This is a genomic window from Allobosea sp. P1_A7, assembly GCF_056406775.1.
In genome coordinates this window covers 13,864-34,712 of record NZ_JBFTZN010000010.1, presented here as the reverse complement: position 1 = coordinate 34,712, position 20,849 = coordinate 13,864, and the positions used below count along the sequence as shown (strand labels likewise).

Below are 20,849 nucleotides of genomic sequence, written 5' to 3'. Positions count from 1 at the left end.
AGCGTACCGTATCATCGGAATTATTAAATGCAACAGTTGTATCAATTTTCATTCAAGCGTAGCCTTCGGCCTCTCACGGACGCGCCGTGCTGCCGAACGAGGACGCCATGCCGCATCACATCATGCCGCTGCCATTCAAACCGCCCCGGCTCGAAGGCCTGTCGGAGCGCCTGCTCGCGAGCCACTATGAGAACAACTACGGCGGCGCGGTTCGCCGCCTGAATGCGATCGAGAGCCGGCTTGATGCGCTCGATTGGGGCGCAGCGCCGGTCTTCGACATCAATGGGTTGAAGCGGGAGGAGTTGGTCGCCGCCAACTCGGCGATCCTGCACGAGATCTATTTCGACGGACTCGGAGGTTCGGGCGATGCCGGCGGCGGTCTTGCCGCTGCGCTGGAACGCGACTTCGGAAGCGTCAGCGCGTGGCGGGCCCAGTTCACGGCCTGCGCCAAGGCACAGGCCGGCGGCTCGGGCTGGACTCTGCTCACCTGGTCGGAACGCCATGATCGGCTGACGATCCAATGGGCGGCTGACCACACGAACTGTCTTGCCGGCGGCGTGCCCATCCTGGCGCTCGACATGTACGAGCACGCCTATCACCTCGATTTCGGCGCGAGGGCCGGCGCCTATGTCGACGCATTCATGAAGAACATCCATTGGGAGCGGGTTGCTGCCCGTCATGGGCGCATCGTCGCCCAACAGGCGGGCTGGGCGAGGCCGGTCTCAACCAAAGCTCATGCCGTCGCTCCGGAAGATCTGCGGGGCCGCATCGCCCGCGGCGACGATCTTGTCGTGCTCGACGTCTGCCTCGCCGAGGATCTGGCGAAGCGCAGCGACATGGTGCCGGGCGCTCTGATCCGGGCACCAGAGGCGATTGCCGACTGGGCCGAGGAGCTGCCGAAGGACAAGCCGGTGGTCGTCTATTGCGTCTACGGGTTCCAGGTCAGTGGCGACGCCGTCGCCGAACTGCGACGGCGCGGCATCGACGCCAGCACTCTCTCCGGTGGCATCGCCGCATGGCACGCCATTGGCGCGCCCACCGTTGCTCTCACGCTGAACCAGAAGGAGATGAGGTCATGAAATGGGTCACTCGCGAACGCCCGGTTATCGACCGGATTGCCTGCCCCTGGCTGATCGCCCGCTTCATCGACAAGGAGCCAGAATTCTTGTTCGTGGCTCCCGATCAAGTGAAGAGCGTGGCCGCCCAGACGGGCGCAACGCCCTATGATGTGCCGGGTGTGGAATACACGCATGTCGGCGACGGGTGCAGCTTCGACACCTTCGTCTCTAAGCACGGCCTCGATCGCGATCCGGCCATCGTGACGATAGCCGCGATCGTGCGCGGCGCGGATACCGATCGGCACCATCTCACCCCTCAATCCGCGGGGTTGCTGGCGATCTCCATGGGATTACGGGACGTGACGCCCGACGACCACGAAGTGCTCAAGCACGGCTTCGTCATCTATGACGCGCTCTATGCCTGGGCTTCGCGTCGGAAGGCGGAAACGCATAGTTGGCCGCCGGCGATGAAGCCGACGGCAGCATAGCGCGCGCAAGGGGGGTATTGGGAAGGAGCCCTCCCATGAGGTCCTATCGCAGTCTGGTACTCGCCATTCCGCTCGCGATGGCATCGGCTCAAGGCTCGGCGGAAACGATCACTTTCGGATCCCTGCCGCCGGGACCCTTGCCTGCGCAGTTCACATCGGCCCGGACGGGGGGAGGAGCGACCGGCACTTGGGCGGTCGTGATGGATGCTTCCGCCGAGGGCGACCGAGCTCTGGCGCAACTCAGCCAGGACAAGACGGACTATCGTTTCCCACTCGCCATCTACATGCCCGTTGTCCTTGGGGATGTCGAAGTCGCGATCCGTTTCCGGGCTGTATCCGGTGCGGTCGATCGGGCGGCCGGCATCGCAGTCCGGCTCCGCGATGCCGATAACTACTATGTCGCCCGTGCGAACGCCCTGGAGCACAATGTGCGCTTCTACCGGGTCTTGAATGGCCGGCGCGAGGAGTTGCGCGGTGCAATGGTCAAGGTCTCGTCTTCGAACTGGCACACCCTGACCCTGCATGCCGAGGGCAACCGCTTCCAGGTTTCGTTCGATGGAAAGCAACTGATCGACGTTCGCGACGGTTCGATCAGTGCGCCGGGGCGCGTTGCGCTTTGGACAAAGGCCGACAGCGTGACGCATTTCGATTGGCTCGAGATCAAGCCCATCTTGCCTGGAGCCAAGCCATGAGCGTCGTGGCTCCCCGACTGTCGGCGACGGCATAGGTCATGGCAATGCGGGGTCCGCAGGCGCCGCCAGGCATAGCGGCAGGGCTGCCGGACCCTGGCTCCATAACCATGCTGGTTTAGAGATAGTCTAAATAAATCAAAGACTAAGCCACTTGCGAGCTGCGTCGCTCCGTGGAAGAAGCGCCGGTGCTGGTTGTCCGATGCGCCGGGGTGAGTTGAGTCCATGACGGAAAATCCGTTCCACGAGGCGACGCTGGTCGCGCGCCGCTACCTGACGCCTGGCATGATCAGGCTGACCTTTTCCGGCGGCGGCCTGACGCGCTTTCGCTCGACCGGGATCCCGGACGAATATATCCGCCTGTTCTTTCCCGATCCCGGCACCGGCGAACTCGTCCTGCCGACGATCGATGCCGAGGGGCGCTGGGTCTTCCCGGAAGAGCGCCAGCGCGTCCGCTATTCCACCTATACGGTCCGGAGCTTCGATAGCGCGCGCTGCGAACTCGAGATCGACCTCGTGGTTCATGATGGCGGCAAGGCCAGCGACTGGGCTCGCGATGCCGAGATCGGCGAGCGGATCGTGATCAACAATCCGCGCGGGCTCTATGCCCGGCCGGACGCGCTGGACCGGCAGATCCTGATCTCGGATGCCACCGGCCTGCCGGCGGTCGCGCGGATTCTCGAACAGACGCCGGAGCATGTCGCGAGCCGGGTCTTCATCGAGGTGGCGGATGAAACCCACGAGCAGCCCTTGCCGGACCATCCCCTGGCGACAACGACCTGGTTCCATTGTCCCCATGGTGACACGGATCGCAGCCGCCTCACCGACCTGCTGGCCTCGGAGCCGCTCGACGACGGACGGACCTATCTCTGGGCTGCGGCCGAGAAAACCGTCGTCAGGACATTGCGCGCCCAGTCCGAGGAGCTGAAACAATCGGGCGCCGAGCGCCAGAAGATGGTGGCCTATTGGGCGCGCTGAGCAGCGGCCAGAGCAGTGGATTGCGGTTTTCGGGAGGGCCGATGATCCAGCATTGAAGCGGGCCTTGCGGTGCCGGGACGATCGAGCGCTCGCGATGATCTCGTGAGCGGTGGGCGGACGCCAGCCCTGTCGGATGAGTATCGGGTCGTTTGGGAGGTGACGCCGGCCCGATGACGCGCTCGACCGGCCAATCTCTTTGCCGCGAGGAGTCCGTTTACGAGGAACCTCCAGCTCTCCCGGCGGTTCTCCGGCGAGAAGCAACAGGAGGTCGTCATGCGTGATGGACGCGGAAACAAGCTGTCGCCGGAAGAACAACAGAAAGTGAAGTCGATCCAGGGCGCGCCGGACAAGGAGTCCCTGAACAAGGTCTCGATCAATCCAGAGGTCAGGGATACGGGGTCTGCCGACAAACCGGATCCGAAGCCGGGCGAGAAGACTGCCATTGGCGGCGCCGAATAGATGCGCTCCTTCTTCTGTGTCGCATGCCACTCCGATGCGACGCGCGAGGAAGCCGCAACGCTTCGGCCGCGGCCGTAGCGCTGCTGAATGACGGCCGCAGTCGCCTGGGAGTAGAGATAGGGGGTGCCCGGCGCCTCCTATGCCCGCCGCGGCGCTTTCGATCGGATAGCGCAACGGGAGTGGCGGCCGTGAAGAGACAGATCATCCGTGTCGAGCCCCTYGCGAGCTATCTTGAAAGGTACAAGGCGCCGACATCGACGGTCACCAGGCACGGCGATACGATCTATGTATCCGGCGCGCCGCCATTCGATCCGGAGACAGGCGAGATCTATACGGGCGGGATCGAGCGCCAGACGGAGCTTGTCCTGGAGCAGATGAAGCTCTGCGTCGAGACGGCGGGCTCCTCCCTCGACGACGTCCTGAAGGTCAATGTCTACGTCACCTCGGTCGAGATGTTCCCGGCGGTCAACGAGGTCTATCGCCGCTTCTTCCCCAAGGATCCGCCAGCCCGCATCTTCATCAACGTCCCGGCCTGGAATGGCGGCTTCGATATCGAGATGGATTGCATCGCCGCCGTGTGATGCGAGGAGCGCGGTCCCAGGAGCGGGGTCCCAGGAGAAGCCGATGTTCTCTGTGATCTTCGAAGTGCATCCTACGCCGGAGCAATGGGATGCCTATCTCGGCGTGGCCAGATCGCTGCGGCCCGAACTGGAGGCGGTGGACGGGTTCGTCGACAATATCCGCTATCGCAGCATGACCCGCGAGGGCTGGCTGCTCTCGCTCTCGGGCTGGCGTGACGAGAAGGCAGTGGTGCGCTGGCGCACGACGATGCGCCACCACTTCGCGCAGGAGAAGGGTCGGTCCGGCATCTTCCTCGACTACCACCTGCGTGTCGGCGAGATCACGCGGGACACGCAGATCCCGGAAGGCCAGACGCTTCGGCAGCAGCGCCTCGACGAGACGCAAGTCGGCGAGGGGACGACCGTTACGCTGGTGACGGGCCCCAGGCCGGGGAATTGCGGCGAGGGGGCCGGCGCGGCCGAGTGCGCGGCGTCTCTCGGCCTGCTCCCGCAAGCCGATGGCCTGCTGTCATGGGATGTGTTCGACGCGGTGCTGACGCCGGGAGACCTGATCCTGCTGCTGTCCTGGCGCGACGAGATGGCGGCGAAGCGCTTTGAGGACAAGGCCTCGCTCGGAGCACAGAGGCTGCGCCATGTGCGTGTCGTGCGCGACTACGGCATGTTCGACCGGCGCGAGGCCCCGCAATACTATCCCGAGGTCGATGCTCGGCGCCGTGGCGGATAGGACGCCGCGCCATGTCGCGACTTCGGCTGCTCGCAGCCGCGGCCCGGCAGGCTGCGTCTCCGGCGGATGGCGCCTCGGCGCCCCGGGGTCAGAGCAGCCCCTTCAGGCGGCAGAGGCCAAGGGCTGCGATGCTCATCGCGTCCTTGATCCGGCCATCTCCCACCATGGCGATGACGGCTTCAAGGGCAAAGGCCTGGCTGATCAGCCCCTGCTCCTCGGGATCGAGCTTCGTTTCCGTCGCCTGCAGATCGCGCGCGATGAAGATATGGCAGCCTTGCGTCGAATAGCCGTAACACTCGAAGAGATGCCCGACATAGTGCATCTCCCTGGCCAGGAGGCCGGTCTCCTCCTCGAGTTCGCCGCGCGCCAGATCGAGAGGATCGGCCGTGGCGACGCCCTCCCAGGAGCCTTGCGGGAACTCCCAGAACCGGCCCTTCACCGGGTATCGGTACTGTTCGACAAGGCAGAGCGAGCCATCGGCATTGACGGGGATGACCAGTGCGAAGTCGCTCTTCTCGACGACGCCATAGATGCCCGTGGAGCCGTCGCTGCGTTGGATCTTGTCTTCCCTGACGGTCATCCACCGGTTCTGGTAGACGACGCGGGTTGAAAGCGCCGTGATCTCGCAAACCGGGCTCTCCATTTCGATCTCCTCCGACATACCCGCCACTGCCTCATCCCCACGCGCCAGCCTCAGCGACGCCATCTCCCTATATCCCTGCCGCGACAGCCAGTCGCGAAATCGCCTGATCAGGCACGCCCCGCCTCCTGGCTGGGTTCAAGATGGGGTTGCATCGCCAGGCGCCTCTTGTTGCGGCCTCGCAGTTCCGGTCTTCATCAGGCTTTCCGCATAGGAGCGGATATCCGGTGGCCAGGCCCGGTTCTGCTCGGCAAAGCGCGCGTGATCCCCCGGCGAACAGGGCGCGCGTCGCCTCCTCGAAACCCGGAAGGTCGCCGGCCATTGCCGCGATGAAGCTGTAGGTCGCCGTCTGCGCGGCGCGGGCTTCGCTTCGGCCGCCATCGCCGCGTCTCGCGTCGTCCACAAGCCTGCGCAAGGCCTGCGACGCGCCGCCGGGCTGCATCGCCAGCCAGTCCCAGTGCCGGGGGCAGTAATGTCACCTCCCGGGCGACGACGCCGAGTTTCGGCCGGCCGCGGCCCCGCGCCGGCGTCCCGTCGCTCGCCTCGGACCGGGGGACCGCTCGCGCGGCGCGATCCGCCGCCTCGGCGCGCTCAGCCAGGCGCGCCACGATCTCCGCGGTTTCGCCGCGCAGATTGAGGTCGACCACGGCGCCGGTCGCATCGTCGAAGGTGAGAAAGGCCGAAGCGGGATCGGCTTCCATCGCCGCCTTCACGGCCAGCGCGACATCGATCAGCGGGCCAGCGGCGATGCGGCTCGTTCCCTGGAAGGCGGTGCAGGACTTGGACAGAAAATCACTGATGACGGGCTCTCTGATGATGAGTTTATATTACCCGGATAAATATCTTGATGAAAATATAATCCGGATATAAATTGTGCCGATGGCCAGGCGATAGCCGGAGAGCTGGCGCAACGGGGAGAGTGGGTCGTGAAATCTGAGGAGCGGAAAGCAGCCGTCGCGGCCTATAAGCTGCGCAAGGCGGTTCCCGGCATCTATGTCGTGGCCTGCGCGACAACCGGCCAGCAATGGGCGGGCAGCGCGCCAGATCTCGCCACGATCTGGAACCGCCTGTCGTTCACGCTTCGCCAGGGAGCCAACACGCATCGCTCCCTCCAGGCGGCATGGCGGGAGCACGGCGCCGACAGCTTCACCTTCGAGATCGTCGAGCGGGTGGATATCGAGAAACTTGTCTCCGGCCTGGATCGTGTTCTGAAGGATCGGCTGGGCCATTGGTCCGAGACGCTTCAGGCCGAGCCAATCTGAAAGCGATCCGCGCTGCGCCCCGGACGATCGGTTCGGCGTCTGGGGCCTCAGCTCGCGAGCTTGGCCAGCGGAATTCGCAGGGAAAGGGAAAGCCCATCGTCTTTCCACTCTCGCGAAATCACCCCGCTCATGCCCCTCAGCAGTGCCTTTTCAAGCGTTGCTCCGAAGCCCTCGTGCAACCCGGATCTGGCCTGGGGAGAGGCTCCGCACTCGTCCCATTTCACATGGAGAAGGCCGTCGGTGGCGCTGATATCGATGGTCAATCGCCCCCCAGGGGTGGACAGGGCGCCATATTTCGCGGCGTTCGTCGTCAACTCGTGCAGCAATAGGGCCAGCGACGACAATACATTACCGGAGAGCTCCACGTCGGCACCGGTCACCGTGATGCGCGAGTCCTGACTGTGCTCGTGAGGCGCCAGGATCGCCCGCGTCAGGGCGWGAACCGTCGTCCCGGCTTCGCAGACGCCATTCTGGCTCAGGTCGGGCAGGGTGAGGTCGTGGGCACGAYCGAGCGCCTGCAGTCGCGATGTCAGATCGGCGGCGAGTTCCTGGACGTTCCTGGACGATCTCGCACTGAGGGAGATCAGTCCTGCCGTCAGGCTGAAGAGATTCTTGATGCGGTGATTGACCTCGCGCAGAAGCACGTCCTGCTGCGCCCGCGCATGCTCATGCAGGCTGATATCCTGCGTCAGGGTGAGCAGGAACGCGTCCTTGCGATGCCCGGCCTCTTCTAGGGCCTTGGCCTGCGCCGCCAGTTCGTCTCGCTGTACCGCGATCTGTTGCCGCTGCCGGTACAGTTCGAAGAAGACCTCGGCCTTGCTGCGCAGGATGTCGGGCTCGATCGGTTTTTGGATGAAATCGACCGCGCCGGCCTCGTAGCCGCGAAAGCGGCGGCGACCATCGGCGGTGCCGGCGGTGACGAAGATGATCGGGATGCGTCGGGTTCGCTCGTTGCCGCGCATCAGTTCGGCCAGTTCGAAACCATTCAGGCCCGGCATCTGGACGTCCACGAGTGCCAACGCGACGTCGTTCTCGAGCAGCAGTTCAAGCGCCTCGTCGCCCGACCGCGCCTTCAGCAGCACGAGGCCTTCGCGCCGCAAAAGGCCTTCCAGGGAGACGAGGTTGTCCTCGAGGTCGTCGACCAGCAGGAATGAGACAGGACCCATGATCGAACTCAAATCTCCTGTAAATGCGCCGCGATGGCGTCGAGTGTCATGATGTGTGCGCTGGGGCAGGCTGCGATGGCCGCTTCGGGCATCGCAGCTGCARAGGCGCCGGTCGGGTTTTGAACGAGCGCGGTGCCGCCCGCTTTGACAATGGCCTGCATCCCGTTCGCACCATCCTGATTGGCGCCAGTCAGTACGATGGCGATCAGGGCAGGGCCGTAGGCATCGGCCGCGCTTTCGAACAGGACATCGATCGAGGGGCGCGAAAACAGCACGGGTTCGTCGCTGGACAGCGACAGGCACCGATCCATCTCGACCAGGAGATGGTAGTCGGGCGGGGCGAAATAGATCGTGCCGGCCGCGATCGGTTCCTTGTCTTCGGCCTCGCGAACAGGAATCCGGCACTTGGCGTCGAACAGCTCGGCCAGCATGCTGCGCCGGTTCGGCGGCACATGGACGACCACGATCACCGGCAATCGAAATCCGGCAGGCAGTGCGGGAAGGATCACGGACAGCGCCTCCAGCGCCCCTGCGGAGGCGCCGATCACCACGGCCTCGGCTCGGTCCGCGCTCATTCGCCGCGCCTCTGATAGATCTTGTCCTCGCGTACGAAATCCGTGAAGGCCCCCGCATGCTCGGAGAAGCGCAGGCTCTCCTTGGCGCCGAGCCCGAGGAAGCCCTTTCGTGCGAGCGAGTCCTTGAACAGGCCCAGCGCCCGGTCCTGGAAGGTGCGATCGAAATAGATCAGGACGTTACGGCACGAGATCAGCTGCATCTCGGCGAAGACCGCGTCCGTCACCAGGCTATGGTCGGAAAACACGACATTGCGGCGCAGACTCTTGTCGAACGAAACCCTGCCATAGGCGGCATGATAATAGTCGGACAGGGATGATTTTCCCCCGGACTGGCGATGATTTTCAGTGAACAGCGGCACCCGCTCCATGGCGAAGACGCCAGCCTCGGCCGAACGGAGCGCCTCCTGGTTGATGTCGGTGGCATAGAACAGCGTGCGGTCCTCCAGGCCTTCTTCCCGGAACAGGATGACCAGGGAATAGAGCTCCTCGCCGCCGCTGCAGCCGGCGATCCAGACCTTGAGCGAGGGATAGGTCCGCAGATGCGGCACGACCTTTTCCCGGATCGCGCGAAAATAGGTCGGATCGCGGAACATCTCGCTGACCTGAACCGTCAGGTATCCGAGAAGCCGCGGCAGAACGGCCGCGTCATGCAGCAGGCTCTCCTGCAACGCCGAAAAACTGGCGAAGCCGAGCTGGTCCCGCGCCTGCTTGAGGCGGCGCTTGATCGAAGCCATCGCGTAATTGCGGAAATCATAATGATACCGCGAGTATAGCGCCTCGAGGAGAAGTCGTATCTCAATCGCTTCGATCGCCTCGGATGCGAGCGCCTCCTTCATCGCGGCATCCAGACCCGCACGAGCGACAGGAGCTTTTCGACATCCAGGGGCTTGGCCATGTAGTCATTGGCCCCTGCCTCGATGCAGCGCTGCTGATCGTCGGGCATGGCCTTTGCCGTCAGCGCGATGACCGGCAGCTTGACCAGGTCCGGGTTCCTGCGGATCTCGCGCGTGGCGGTGAGCCCGTCCATGACCGGCATCATCACGTCCATGAGGACGAGCTCGATCCTGGGGCCGGATTGCTTCTCGGATCGTTCGAGCGCCTCCAGGGCCTCGCGGCCGTTGCGGGCGATCTCGACGATCGCCCCCCGGGGTTCGAGGATGTTGGTCAGCGCATAGACGTTGCGCACGTCGTCCTCGACGACAAGGATGCGCCGCCCCTCGAGCAGGGCATCCCTGCTTCGCGCCTTGCGGATCATCTTCTGCTGCTCGGCCGGCAGTTGGGAGACCACCTGGTGAAGGAAGAGGCTGACCTCGTCGAGCAGGCGCTCGGGCGATTTCGCACCCTTGATGATGATCGATTTCGAGTAGCGGCGGAGCCGCTGCTCGTCATCCGCCGAGAGGTCCCGGCCGGTATAGACGATGACCGGTGGAAAGGCGTAGGCGCTCTCCTGGCTCAGCGTCTCCAGCAGCGAATAGCCGGACGCATCGGGCAGCGACAGGTCGAGCACCATGCAATCGAATGTCTCTTCCTTGAGGAGCTTGAGGCATTCGGCTGCGGTCCCTGCGGTCACGGTCTCGACATCATGGGAGGTCAGCAGCTTTGCGACCGCCTCGCGTTGCACCAGGTCGTCCTCGACGATGAGGACGCGATGCACCCGCGGGGACAGCTTGTTCTCTAGCTTCTCGAAAACCTCGACCAGCTGCTCGCGCTTGACCGGCTTGAGCACATATCCGACCGCGCCCAGCGCGAGCGCGGTTTCGGCGTGATCTCCAGCCGAGACGATGTGAATCGGAATATGGCGGGTCTGGACGTCGCTCTTGAGCCGGTCCAGCACGGAAAGGCCGGACTGGTCGGGCAGGCCGACATCGAGGATGATTGCGCTCGGCATGAACTCCCGGGCCAGCCCCAGGGCCTCCGCGGCGGTTCCCGCGACCAGCGAACGGAATCCCATTTCGCGCGTGAGATCGCGCAGGATGGCGGCGAAGGAATCGTCGTCCTCGATCACGAGCAGGACGCGCTTGGCATCGGATGGCGCGTCGCGGTCGTCCTCCACCTTGTGCCTGCGTGGCTGCACCGCGGCCCGGGGCGCCTCCGCATTCACGAGCGTGGGCACGGCGCGAATGGTTTCGCGCGCCACCCGGGGGCCGACCTTCGCCGGGTCATAGATTTCGGGAATGGTGATGGTGAAGGTGCTTCCCTGTCTTTCGCGGCTCTTGAGCGTGATCGAGCCGCCGAGCAGGTGGGCGAGCTGTCGCGAGATCGAAAGGCCGAGGCCGGTGCCCCCATATTTGCGGCTGATGGTGCCATCGGCCTGATGAAACGCTTCGAAGACGCTGCGCTGCTGCTCCTCGGCGATGCCGATGCCGGTGTCCGATACGGAGAGGGCGATCTGCCCTTCGCCGGCCCGCTGGATCGAGACGCGGACCTGTCCGCGTTCCGTGAACTTGAAGGCGTTGGACAGGAGATTTTTCAGAACCTGTTCCAGCCGTTGCGGATCGGTTTCGATGCTCGCGGGGCAGTCCGCCGCCACGTCGACCAGAAAATCCAGCGTCTTGCCCTGGGCGACGGGCTGAAACAGCTGCCGAAGATTGCCGGTCAACCGCTCCAGGGAAACGGTTTCGGGCCTGATCTCCACATGGCCGGCCTCGATCTTCGAAAGATCGAGGATGTCGTTGATCAGGTTCAGCAGGTCATTGCCGGAGGACTGGATCGTCTGGGCATATTTGACCTGCTCCTCGCTCAGGTTCTCGTCGGGATTATCCGCCAGGAGCTTGGCCAGGATCAGCGATGAATTGAGCGGCGTGCGCAGCTCGTGCGACATGTTGGCAAGAAAGTCCGACTTGTAGCGGCTCGCCTGCTCCACCTCCCGCGCCTTGACCTGCATGGCCGCATTGACCTGTTCCAGATCGTCGCGCTGCGTCTCCAGCTGCTGGGTCTGCTCCTCCAGCTGCGAATTGGTCTGTTCGAGCTCGGCCTGCTGCTGCTCAAGCCGCATCTGCGACTCCTTGAGCGCCCGGCCTTGCTCCTCCAGTTCCTCGTTCGAGACGCGCAATTCCTCGCTCTGGGTCTGCAATTCCTCCGATTGGCGCTGCGTCTCCTCGAGCAGGTCCTGGAGCTCGCCGCGATACTTGGCCGAACGGACTGCGATCGCCACCGCGTTGGAGGCGAACTGCAGCAGCTTCATGACTCCGTCGTCGACCGGGCGCAGGAACCCAAGCTCGATCACGGCATTGACGGTTCCGTCGACGGTGGCGGGCAGGATGACGAGATGTTTCGGCTTGTCCTGTCCCAGGGCGGAGCCGAAGGCGAGGTAGCCGTCGGGAACCTCGCCGATCAGCATGGGCCGCTTCTCGCTCGCCGCCTGGCCCAGCAAGCCTTCCCTCAGCTTGAACTGCGTGACAATCGGGGCGTCCTCGGGAATGCCATAGGTCGCTGCGCGCCGGAAAACCGTGCGATCGACGACGAAGAGCGCTCCTGCGACTGCGCCGAGATACTGCGCCAGAAATGCGAGAATGCTGTTTCCGAGCTGCTCGGCCTGCGGATCGCCCATCATGGCGGCGGCCAGGCCGACCTGGCCTGATTGAAGCCACTCCTCCTGCCTGCGGGCGAGCGTTGCCCTGCGGACCAGAAAGCCGATGGTCAGCGTCAGGAGTAACCCGAGCAGCCCTGAAAGGAGGCCGCTCACCAGCGCGGTCTTCTGGGCGTCGGCCATTTCAACGAGGCGCTTCGCGCGCGTTTCTCCCTCTTCCTGGGAGATCGCGGCAATCTGCGAGCGGATGGCGTCCATGGCCAGTTTTCCGCGGTCCGAGCTGACGACGGCCATCGCGGCGTCGATCCCTTGGACTCGCCGCAGCTCGATCGTTTCCTTGAGTTCTGCGAGTTTGCTGCCGACCTGTCGTCTCAGCGCAGCGATCCGCGGGCCCTGTGACGGATTTTCGCGGGTTCGCTCCGAGATCTCGTCGAGCTGGGCTGGAATCGCCGATACGGCGGCATTGTAGGGGGCGAGATAGCGTTCATCGCCTGTCAGGAGGAAGCCGCGCTGGCCTGTTTCGGCGTCTTGCGCCTGGGACATCAATCGCTCGAGCGCGACGATGACCTGATGGGTCTGAATGACCCGTTCGCTCCCGTTGCGCAGGGCCTGCAGATTGAGAAAGGCTACGATTCCGCTGATCAGGAAAAATGCGATCGCGCCGGCAAGGCCGAGCGCGACGACAGGCTCGAGGCCCAAAGTTCGCCTGGAGGCCCCGGGCAGGTGGCTTCGTTTCATTTATGCTCTCATCAGCCAGCAAGACCTGGCTGACCGCCATAGCGGAGCCGCCCGGTTGTCTCCATCCCGACACGATTTCGGTGGCCGCGACATATGCGGTCGCTGCCTGTGCGCGTTGTCGTCTTCCATCTCCATGCGGTTGGCTATCCCGCCCCCTGGAAAGTTGGCCTCAAAACTGGATTGCGGTTTTCGGTGCAAAGCCGGCCCTAACCCAGACGTCGCATCATCCGACCGGATACGAACCCGGTCCGGTGATCTACGCAGCAGCGCGCAACGCTGCCTCGATCTAGCTTGGCCGGAATGGCTTAGCGATGAAGCGCGCGCGCTCGGGCAATGCGCCTCGACCCGGCATCACTTGTCCGGACACCACGATGATCTCGACCGGCGGCCAGCGGTCCCTGACCGCATGTGCAAGCCGGACGCCATTCATCGAGCCGGGCATCTCGATATCGGTGATCATGATCTCGATCGCCGGATTGGCTTCGATCTGGCTGATGGCCTCGTCGGCATTTGCGGCCTCGATCGCTTCGAAGCCGGCATCCTCGACGGTATCGACGGTATCCATACGAATGAAAGTGTCATCTTCGACGACGAGAACGCATTTTCTCACGACTGGGCTCCGGCTGTTCCCAGCCACAACGCATCGGGCGCGGCTTTGTTCGCCGCGCCTTGCGATTTTTGTTCAGCCTCTCTGCGTGACTTTGAGATCGTCTCGCGGGAGGGGCTCATGGATCGGCCCCGCCCCTTGCCGGAGCGGGCCTCGGTTCAGCGGAGTCTGGGGTGTCAGGCTTCGCGACTCCGCGGAGGGTCAGTCGATCACCTGAATGATGCGGCGCGTGCGCGGCTCGACCACGACGGCGCGCTCGTTCACCACGGTGTAGCGATAGCCCGGCGCGCCATATTCGGCCGGAACCTCGCGATAGACGATGCCCTCATCCGGCAGGATCGTTCCCACCACGACCGGGCGGCCATAGCTATAGGACGGCAGGCGCTGCTCGATCACATAGGTCCGGAAGCGCGGCGAGTCGTCGATCATCGTGCCGCCGGCAGGATCGCGCCTCAGCGGAACCTCGACCGTCCCGACGCCGAGCGCCGGATCGCGGGTCGTGCCGCCGGCCGGGTCGGGAATGACCGGCCCGCTGCTCTGGGCGAAAACGGAGGCGGGCAGTACGGCGAGCGCCGCAGCGAATGCAAGTGTCTTCATCATCTGTTGGTCTCCCTGACAGTGGGGGCTTGCTGAACCAACGAGGCTGCGGCGCTGAGGTTCCGGCAAAATCGGGCCGATCCTTGGGCTGCAGGTCGCGGCTGGGCCATGCCGGCCGCGGCCCGAGCGGCACTCATGGCGCAACATCCGCTGCATCTGCTCCACTCACATGGAATCGACGCCGGGTCCGAAGCGGACGGAGCGCCGTACGGCGCAGCCTGGCCTCAGAAGCCGACCCTGAGCTGCGCGGAACCACCGAGGCGGCTGCTGCCCGCGGAAAGTTCGCTGTCGAGGTTGAGGCCGAGCGTGATGCGCTCGCTGAGCCTGGCGTTGAGGCCGGCGGCGACGAGCGCGCTGTTGCGATCGGCTTGCGCGCCCGTCGCGCTGAAGGCCGCGCCCGGAAAACCCGCCAGGCTCGCGGTCAGGTCGGCATCGCGCTGAAAGGAATGCGCCCAGACCGCCCGGACATAGCCGGTGACGGGAACCCCATTGAGGATCGTGTCGGCGTCGAGCTGCAGGCCGAGTTCGCTGCGGCTCGTGACGTCGTTGCGCCTGGCCAAAGCCAGCGCGCCGGCAGTGGCGCCGGCCCAGTTGCTCTCGCGCACGGCCGGGCTTTGCGCCCGCGTCGCCTGGAGCGCGGCCAGCGGCGAGAGACCAAAGCCGTTCCAGTTCAGCAGAGTGGCGCTCGCCTGCAGGCGCCCGCTCCAGGCCGTCGTGTCGTAAGACGAGGACAGGCTGCTGCCGAGCGCCGGGATGCCGCGGCTGACCTCATTGTCGAGCCGGGCATAGCTCGCCGCCGCGCCGAGCCTGACCGGGCCGAGCTGGGTGACGCCATAGAGACCGGCCTGGAAGACATCGGCATCGATCTTCCCGAGCAGACCGGGCAGCGAGGCCCGCGCGCTGCCGGCAGAGACGGCGAAGCCTGCGACCGTGCCGGGCATCAGCCGGAGATCGACACCCGTCGCGAGATGGGCATCGTCGATCTTGCGGCGGCTCGAGCCCACCGCCGCGTTGCCATCGGTGCGACCATAGGAGCCGAAGGCCGAGCCCCAGACCGAATAGGTCGGCGCCTCGAGCCGTGAGGGTCCAGCAGGCTGGTCGGCGCCCTTGCGCACCGTGCCGGAGAAGGCGGCTGCGCCGGGGCCGGGTAGGACAGCGCCGAGCCGCCCTGCTGCCGAGGGATCGAGCATCGCCCGCAGGAACTGGTCGGCGGCAACCTCCGCCGTTGCCGCTGCGGCCGTATGGATCTCGCCGGACAGGCTGTTCACCGCGGCCGGGATCGCAACCGCCGGCTGGTTGTAGATCCCGAACAGCGAGGATGGGTCGCCACCAGCGGCCACCGCGCCATCGATGGCCGAGGCGATTGCAAGGGCATTGGCCGGACGACCGAGGGCAAGGCGCGGGCGTGCAGGTGTGGGCGCGACAGGGTCGATAGGGTTCACGATCGGAGCCAGCGGCTTCGGGGTGAGCGTCAGCAGCACATCGGTGCTGGTGTAGCTCACCCCCGTGGTGACGCCGTCGCCGAAGCTGCCGGTCGTGTCGACCGGACTGAAGCTGCCGGCTCGACCGCCCGTCGCCGAAAGGAGCGTGTAGGGGCTGTTGAGCCGATAGGCGCCGCCGAGCGGCACGATCCGCAGCGCGCCGGCCAGCGCGGCCGTGCCGGTGACGTTGACCCGATCGGCGACGCGCCCTGCACCTCGGCGATATAGGTCGAGCCGGGGTTCAGCGTCAGATTGCCGTTGACCGTCAGCGTGCCAGGCGAATTGCCCGGCGACAGCGTGCCGCCGTTGATCACCGTCGTCGGCAGCGTGCCGGAGCCGCCGAGGGTCGCGCCTGCTGCGACCGTCACCCCCGACGATGCCGTGATCGAGCCGTTGACGATCAGGGAACCTGAGGTGACCGAGGTCGCGCCCGTATAGGTATTGGCATCCGAAAGGGTCAGCGTTCCCGTTCCGGCCTTGATCAGACCACCGGTCCCCGAGATGACGCCGTCAAAGGTCGAACCGCCGTTGCCGGAGCCCGCGTTCAAGGTTCCTGCGCCCAGCGTCACCATCCCCGCGCCCGCAAGCGTGTCGATCGATTGGTTGAAGCCACCGAGATCGAGTGTCGCAGCCGACGCCACCGTGATCTGCGAGGACGCACCGAAAACGCCCGATGCGCCAGCCCGCAAAGTGCCGGCCTGGATTGACCAGGATTGGTTGCCGGATCCGGTGAGTGTCCAGATGCTCGTGCCGAGCTTTTCGAAAGCGGTAAAGCCGCGAAACTGCGCGCTCGCGCCGATCGAGGAGACGTCGAAGCCGCCATTGCCCGAGCCACCCAACGCGAACACATTGCCGGCGATGCCGCCGGCCACGACATTGCCCGTCACGGTCGCGCCAGCCTGCAGCTCGACCCGGTTATTGGGACCCGTCAGATGGATCGCATCGGCGCGCCTCGCTCCGTCGCCAGAGAGACCGCCCGCCACCGTCGCGCCGCTGCCGAGGATCAGGTCGAGACTGGAACCGACAATGCCGATGCCGCCGGCGCCGCTGCTCCCCGTACCGCCGGCTCCGCCATTGCCGCCAACGACCGACGCATTGATCTCGGCATGGCCGCCGGTCAGGAACTGCAGCCCCACCCCGCCTGCGCCGCCGTGCCCACCAATAGGACCGTTCAACCCGGTAGCCGTACCACCGACTCCACCCATGCCACCGGTCGCTGCGGCATTGAGGACGAAGCTTCCGCTGCTCAGGAACACCAGGCCGATGCCGCCGGAGCCACCATTGCCGCCATGGCCGTAAAAGTAGGTCCAATCATTGTGGCCCGATCCTCCTGCGCCGCCAGTACCGCCCGTCGTCGCGGCATTGATCGCGCCGGTCGCGGCGCCAAGCACTGCACCGAAGCCGCCGCCATCGTTCCCACCGTTGGGGGAATAGCCAGCACCACCAGCGCCGCCGTCGCCACCGGAAACCGCATTGCCGGGCAAGCTCGCCCCCGCATCGAGAAAACCGTGCGCACCGCCACCGCCGCCGCCGCCATTGGCCCCGTTGCGTCCCGCTTGTCCCGATGCTCCTGCGCCCACGCCGCCGGCTCCGCCGGACCCTGGCACACCGTCGCCCGCTCCACCGTTGCCGCCGCTCCAGCCTGCCCCGCCGCCACCTGCGCCGGCGCCGGAATCGCCTCCGTTCCCGCCTGGTCCGCTATAGCTGTCCCCGCCGCCTGGGCTTCTGTTCATACCTCCGCCCTGGCCCCCGTCGGCCCGGGCCATTGGGATCGACAGGGCGGCCGAAAACGCCACGGCAATTGCGAACTGCGGTCCGACAAGGGCCGTGGTCCGGGACAAGGCACGCTGCAAATGGTCGATCACTCTGTCCGCCAATCATGAGGTTCTCGTGCGATCCCGGAAGCCTGCGGCTTGCCGCCAATGCCGTCGCCGAAAGCCGGGACTGTATGGATGGCGAGGCCTCGGAGAAATACGGCGGATGCCGTATTTCGGCGCCGCGCGAGGGCGATCGTTTGCCGACCATGCGCGAGGCTTGCGCTGACGAAGCCGGTCGAGGCGGCGCATCGGCCGCCTTCCAGGTCGCGGCAGCAGCGCCGAAGAGATGAAATACGGCATCTGCCGTATTGAACGCCGCCTGCGGAGTCGTGACAGTGCGGGGCCCGATCCTTCGCCAGGAGGGTTTCTGGTCCCGCCCGAGGTCGCCCTTGTCCGTTCAAGCCGTTCTGTTGCCGCCTTGCTGCTGACGAGGCCCCGGCTACGCAGCCGTCACAGCCCGCGCGGCGACGGCCGGGCTATGCCCGCTAGGGCAGGCGGGCAGGGAGCTTGGGGACCGCGGCAGCGTTGGCGGCGGTCCGGTGCCGCGTCAACCGACAGGCAGGCCGACGCGCACCGCATAGGCTGCAAGTTCCGTAGCGCTGTGCAGATCGAGCTTGCGCATGAGGTTCTCCCGGTGCTTGCGGGCAGTGTGGGGGCTGATGCCAAGACGTGCGGCGACGGCGCGGGTCGTGGCGCCACCGGCGATCAGGACCAGCAATTCACTTTCCCTCCGCGTCAGCGCAACAGATGTGGTCGCATCGAACGGGATGCCGCCCGGCGTGCCCACCCCTTGTTGGAGCTTGGCGTCACGCAGCGGGAGGCTGACATAGGGATGGCCCCGTTGCAGGGCGGCGAGGGCGTCGAACAGCTCGTCGAGATCGCTGCCCTTCACGACATAACCGTCGGCCCCCGCCGCCAGCGCCGCCTGGGCCATCTGCGGATCGGTGTTCGCCGTCAGGATCAGGATCTTCAGGCGCGGATAGGCCTGGCGCAGCTCGCCGATGGAGCGCAGGCCCGTCAGCCCGGGCATGCCCAGGTCGAGCACGAGAAGCTCGGCCGGCCTGTCCTTCAGCAATGCGGCAAGACTTGCGCCGTCCGCGGCCTCGCCCACGACGGTACGGTCCTGCTGCGTCGCGATCAGAAGCTTCAGCCCTTCGCGGATCAGGGCATGGTCGTCGGCCAGAATGATGCGGCAGGCGGTTTCTTCGGCTGGAGCGGCCGGCGTCCTGGACGTGTGGCGAGGAATCATGATGCGTGACTATTCCTTGGGCGCGCGTCACTGGCTACGGGCCCTGCGGCATCACCCCTGCGCGGTGAGCGCTTGCCGGCGCAGGAAGGAGCAATCATGCGGGCCCCGGCGCTGACGCCTGACACCAGCACCCATCTGCGTGCGGCTCTGGTCGAACTCCTCTATCGCCAGTCCGGCTCGATCCTGCTCGCCAATCTCGTGATCCCCTGGCCCGTCGCCTATGTGATGCGCGAGGTGGTGCCGGTCGGCCTGCTGATCGGCTGGATCGGCGCGACCTATCTCCTCACCGGAGCCCGCCTGCTGCTGTCGCGGCGCTATTTCGCCCGGGCTGACGGCGAGGCCGAGGCGACGAACTGGGCCCGACGTTTCACGGTCCTGTCGATCCTGTCGAGCCTGCTCTGGGGAGCGCTCGGCTGGTTCGGCTTCGAACCGACCCAGCCGCATCTGATCGCCTTCGTCTGCATCGTGCTGACCGGCTTGTCGGGCGGAGCGGTGCCGTCCCTCTCGGCCTATCCGCCGGCCTATATCGGCCTGCTGATCGCCATGCACCTGCCTTTCGCCCTGCGCTGTCTCATGCAGGAAGGGTCGATCTATTCGGTCTATGCCCTGTTCCAGCTCTTCCTGATCGGGGCCTATCTCTTTTGCTGCCGGGTCACCTACCGCACCCTGAAGGAGACCGTCGCCCTGCGCTTCGAGAATCTGGCGCTGGTGCGCGGGCTCGAGCGCGAGCGGGACCGCGCCACGGCTGCCGACAAGGCCAAGACGCGTTTCCTCGCGGCGGCGAGCCACGACCTGCGGCAGCCGGTCCACGCGCTCGCCTTGTTTGCGGCGACGCTCGGAACGCTCGCCCGGCGCGGCGCTGTCGGAAGCCATGAAGCCAGTGGGATCGCCGACAAGCTGGACGCGGCCATTGGCTCGCTCGGCGGGCTGCTGAACGGCCTCATCGACGTTTCGCAACTCGATGCCGGCCTCGTTCCGGTGCGACGGCAGCCGGTTCATCTCGGCAGGATGCTGGCGGACCTGCAGGAGGTCTTCGCACCCCAGGCGCGCCAGCGCGGCATCGATCTGCGCGCGGTGCCGGGCGATGCCTGGGGCGATAGCGATCCGGAACTGCTCAGGCGCATCCTCGACAATCTCCTGTCGAACGCGCTCCGCCACGCCCCCGACAGCCGCGTGCTGATCGGCAGTCGCCGTCGCGGGGAGGCGATCGAGATTCTCGTGGTCGATACCGGGCCGGGCATTCCCCAGGAGCAGCATCAGGCCGTGTTCGAGGAGTTCACCCAGCTCGGCAATCCGGAACGCGACCGCGAGCAGGGACTTGGCCTCGGTCTCGCCATCGTTCGGCGCCTGGGGGCATTGCTCGAGCATCCCATCGGGTTGCGCTCCACAGCCGGCAAGGGCTCGACATTCTCCGTGCGGATTCCGCGGATCGATCCGCCGGCCTCGGGGCTGGCGCCGGCGCGGGCGCAGGCCTTCCCGCCCGGTCTTCGCATCATGGTCCTGGACGATGATCCTCAGGTGCTTGACGCCAATGTCAGCCTGTTGACGGCCTGGGGCCACGAGGCCATCGCCGGGACGGACGTCGAGGAGCTTTGCCGGCGCCATGCCAAGGTGGGCGCAGGCAGGGTGGACCTGATCATCGCGGATTATCGGCTCAAGGCCGGGCTGACCGGCAGCGAGGCCGTCGAACGCCTGGCGGAAAAACTGGGATATCGTGCCCGGGCGCTGATCGTCACCGGCGACACCATGCCGGAGCGGCTGCGGGAGCTGAACGCGACCGGATACCGCGTGCTGCACAAGCCCGTCGCGCCGGACGCCCTGCAGGCGGCGATCCGGCAATCCGGCTCCGGCCACGCGGCCGACTGAAGGCTCTCACCCTGGCCGCAATCGCAACCGGCAGGGCCGAGCCTTTCAATGCGCGGCCGCTGCGCCGCCGCCTGGGCCCTTCCTGGCGAACAGGACCACGATCGCGGCGAGGACCAGCATGATGCCGATGATGGCGAGGCTGTCGCCGAGCACCAGGGCCTGGCGCTTCGCGGTCTTGCCGCGCGCGATGACCGCCTGGCCGATGATGTTGGAGTGGAACTGCTCGCGCCTGATGATGATCGTGCCAAGCACGGCGGCACCGACCGCGCCGCCGAGATTGTCCAGCGCGGCCTCGAATCGGCCATGCCCAACAGTTCACTGAACTTGTGCATCGCAATAAAAACG

Annotated in this window: 18 protein-coding genes and 3 pseudogenes; 9 read left to right on the top strand and 12 right to left on the bottom strand. The window is 65.8% G+C overall.

The genetic code is table 11. The annotated features are described in order from the left end of the window. Positions 1–107: 107 nt before the first annotated feature. The 7 genes from AC1D34_RS02790 (at position 108) to AC1D34_RS02760 (ending at position 4,977) form a co-directional block, all read left to right on the top strand. Positions 108–1,079: a Fe-Mn family superoxide dismutase gene (locus tag AC1D34_RS02790; RefSeq protein ID WP_441506705.1), complete on the top strand. Its 972-nt coding sequence runs from the start codon at positions 108–110 to the stop codon at positions 1,077–1,079. After that, positions 1,076–1,546, top strand: coding sequence for a chromate resistance protein ChrB domain-containing protein (locus AC1D34_RS02785; RefSeq protein ID WP_441506706.1), 471 nt, complete (start codon positions 1,076–1,078; stop codon positions 1,544–1,546). The genes AC1D34_RS02790 and AC1D34_RS02785 overlap by 4 nt, the downstream gene beginning before the upstream one ends. 35 nt (positions 1,547–1,581) lie before the next feature. Next, positions 1,582–2,238, top strand: a complete 657-nt coding sequence (locus AC1D34_RS02780) for a hypothetical protein (protein WP_441506707.1) — start codon at positions 1,582–1,584, stop codon at positions 2,236–2,238. A 222-nt stretch (positions 2,239–2,460) separates the two neighbouring features. Beyond that, a complete protein-coding gene (locus AC1D34_RS02775; protein ID WP_441506708.1) occupies positions 2,461–3,213 on the top strand; it encodes a siderophore-interacting protein in 753 nt (250 codons plus the stop codon). 273 nt (positions 3,214–3,486) lie between these two features. After that, positions 3,487–3,672 carry a hypothetical protein gene (locus AC1D34_RS02770; protein WP_162767949.1) on the top strand — a complete coding sequence of 62 codons (186 nt, stop codon included), beginning with the start codon at positions 3,487–3,489 and terminating at the stop codon, positions 3,670–3,672. Between the two features lie 188 nt (positions 3,673–3,860). After that, positions 3,861–4,253 carry a RidA family protein gene (locus AC1D34_RS02765; protein WP_441506709.1) on the top strand — a complete coding sequence of 131 codons (393 nt, stop codon included), beginning with the start codon at positions 3,861–3,863 and terminating at the stop codon, positions 4,251–4,253. Between the two features lie 43 nt (positions 4,254–4,296). Continuing rightward, positions 4,297–4,977: an antibiotic biosynthesis monooxygenase family protein gene (locus tag AC1D34_RS02760; protein ID WP_476823429.1), complete on the top strand. Its 681-nt coding sequence runs from the start codon at positions 4,297–4,299 to the stop codon at positions 4,975–4,977. A gap of 88 nt (positions 4,978–5,065) precedes the next feature. Here the strand turns inward: AC1D34_RS02760 and AC1D34_RS02755 are convergent, their stop codons facing one another. Both AC1D34_RS02755 and AC1D34_RS02750 read right to left on the bottom strand, forming a co-directional pair. Continuing rightward, a complete protein-coding gene (locus AC1D34_RS02755) occupies positions 5,066–5,683 on the bottom strand; it encodes an NUDIX domain-containing protein (RefSeq protein WP_441506711.1) in 618 nt (205 codons plus the stop codon). Between the two features lie 72 nt (positions 5,684–5,755). Further along, a pseudogene (locus AC1D34_RS02750) lies at positions 5,756–6,417 on the bottom strand (DUF2239 family protein). A 126-nt stretch (positions 6,418–6,543) separates the two neighbouring features. Here AC1D34_RS02750 and AC1D34_RS02745 point away from each other — a divergent pair. After that, a complete protein-coding gene (locus AC1D34_RS02745; protein WP_441506712.1) occupies positions 6,544–6,879 on the top strand; it encodes a GIY-YIG nuclease family protein in 336 nt (111 codons plus the stop codon). 47 nt (positions 6,880–6,926) lie between these two features. Here AC1D34_RS02745 and AC1D34_RS02740 read toward each other — a convergent pair whose 3' ends face one another. The 9 genes and pseudogenes from AC1D34_RS02740 to AC1D34_RS02700 form a co-directional block, all read right to left on the bottom strand. Further along, positions 6,927–8,045: a response regulator gene (locus AC1D34_RS02740; RefSeq protein ID WP_476823428.1), complete on the bottom strand. Its 1,119-nt coding sequence runs from the start codon at positions 8,043–8,045 to the stop codon at positions 6,927–6,929. 8 nt (positions 8,046–8,053) lie between these two features. Continuing rightward, positions 8,054–8,620, bottom strand: a complete 567-nt coding sequence (locus tag AC1D34_RS02735) for a chemotaxis protein CheB (protein WP_476823427.1) — start codon at positions 8,618–8,620, stop codon at positions 8,054–8,056. Then, positions 8,617–9,456 carry a CheR family methyltransferase gene (locus AC1D34_RS02730; RefSeq protein ID WP_441506715.1) on the bottom strand — a complete coding sequence of 280 codons (840 nt, stop codon included), beginning with the start codon at positions 9,454–9,456 and terminating at the stop codon, positions 8,617–8,619. The genes AC1D34_RS02735 and AC1D34_RS02730 overlap by 4 nt, the downstream gene beginning before the upstream one ends. After that, positions 9,453–12,887, bottom strand: coding sequence for a response regulator (locus AC1D34_RS02725; RefSeq protein ID WP_441506716.1), 3,435 nt, complete (start codon positions 12,885–12,887; stop codon positions 9,453–9,455). Before AC1D34_RS02725 ends, AC1D34_RS02730 begins: the two co-directional genes overlap by 4 nt. 286 nt (positions 12,888–13,173) lie before the next feature. Beyond that, complete coding sequence (locus AC1D34_RS02720) at positions 13,174–13,497, bottom strand: response regulator (protein WP_476823426.1); 324 nt, start codon at positions 13,495–13,497, stop codon at positions 13,174–13,176. A gap of 198 nt (positions 13,498–13,695) precedes the next feature. After that, entirely contained in the window at positions 13,696–14,094 is a 399-nt protein-coding gene (locus tag AC1D34_RS02715) for a DUF1236 domain-containing protein (protein ID WP_441506718.1), read from the bottom strand. Positions 14,095–14,315: 221 nt separating this feature from the next. Further along, positions 14,316–15,719: an autotransporter outer membrane beta-barrel domain-containing protein gene (locus AC1D34_RS02710; protein ID WP_441506719.1), complete on the bottom strand. Its 1,404-nt coding sequence runs from the start codon at positions 15,717–15,719 to the stop codon at positions 14,316–14,318. A gap of 260 nt (positions 15,720–15,979) precedes the next feature. Further along, a pseudogene (locus AC1D34_RS02705) lies at positions 15,980–16,144 on the bottom strand (autotransporter-associated beta strand repeat-containing protein); the annotation flags it as partial. Between the two features lie 1,792 nt (positions 16,145–17,936). Beyond that, positions 17,937–18,638: a response regulator gene (locus AC1D34_RS02700; protein ID WP_441506720.1), complete on the bottom strand. Its 702-nt coding sequence runs from the start codon at positions 18,636–18,638 to the stop codon at positions 17,937–17,939. Positions 18,639–18,734: 96 nt separating this feature from the next. On the opposite strand from AC1D34_RS02700, the gene AC1D34_RS02695 reads away from it, so the two are divergent. Then, positions 18,735–20,504 carry a hybrid sensor histidine kinase/response regulator gene (locus AC1D34_RS02695; RefSeq protein WP_441506721.1) on the top strand — a complete coding sequence of 590 codons (1,770 nt, stop codon included), beginning with the start codon at positions 18,735–18,737 and terminating at the stop codon, positions 20,502–20,504. Between the two features lie 45 nt (positions 20,505–20,549). On the opposite strand, the pseudogene AC1D34_RS02690 reads toward AC1D34_RS02695, so the two are convergent. Beyond that, positions 20,550–20,789: pseudogene (locus tag AC1D34_RS02690) on the bottom strand (EmrB/QacA family drug resistance transporter); the annotation flags it as partial. Positions 20,790–20,849: the final 60 nt, after the last annotated feature.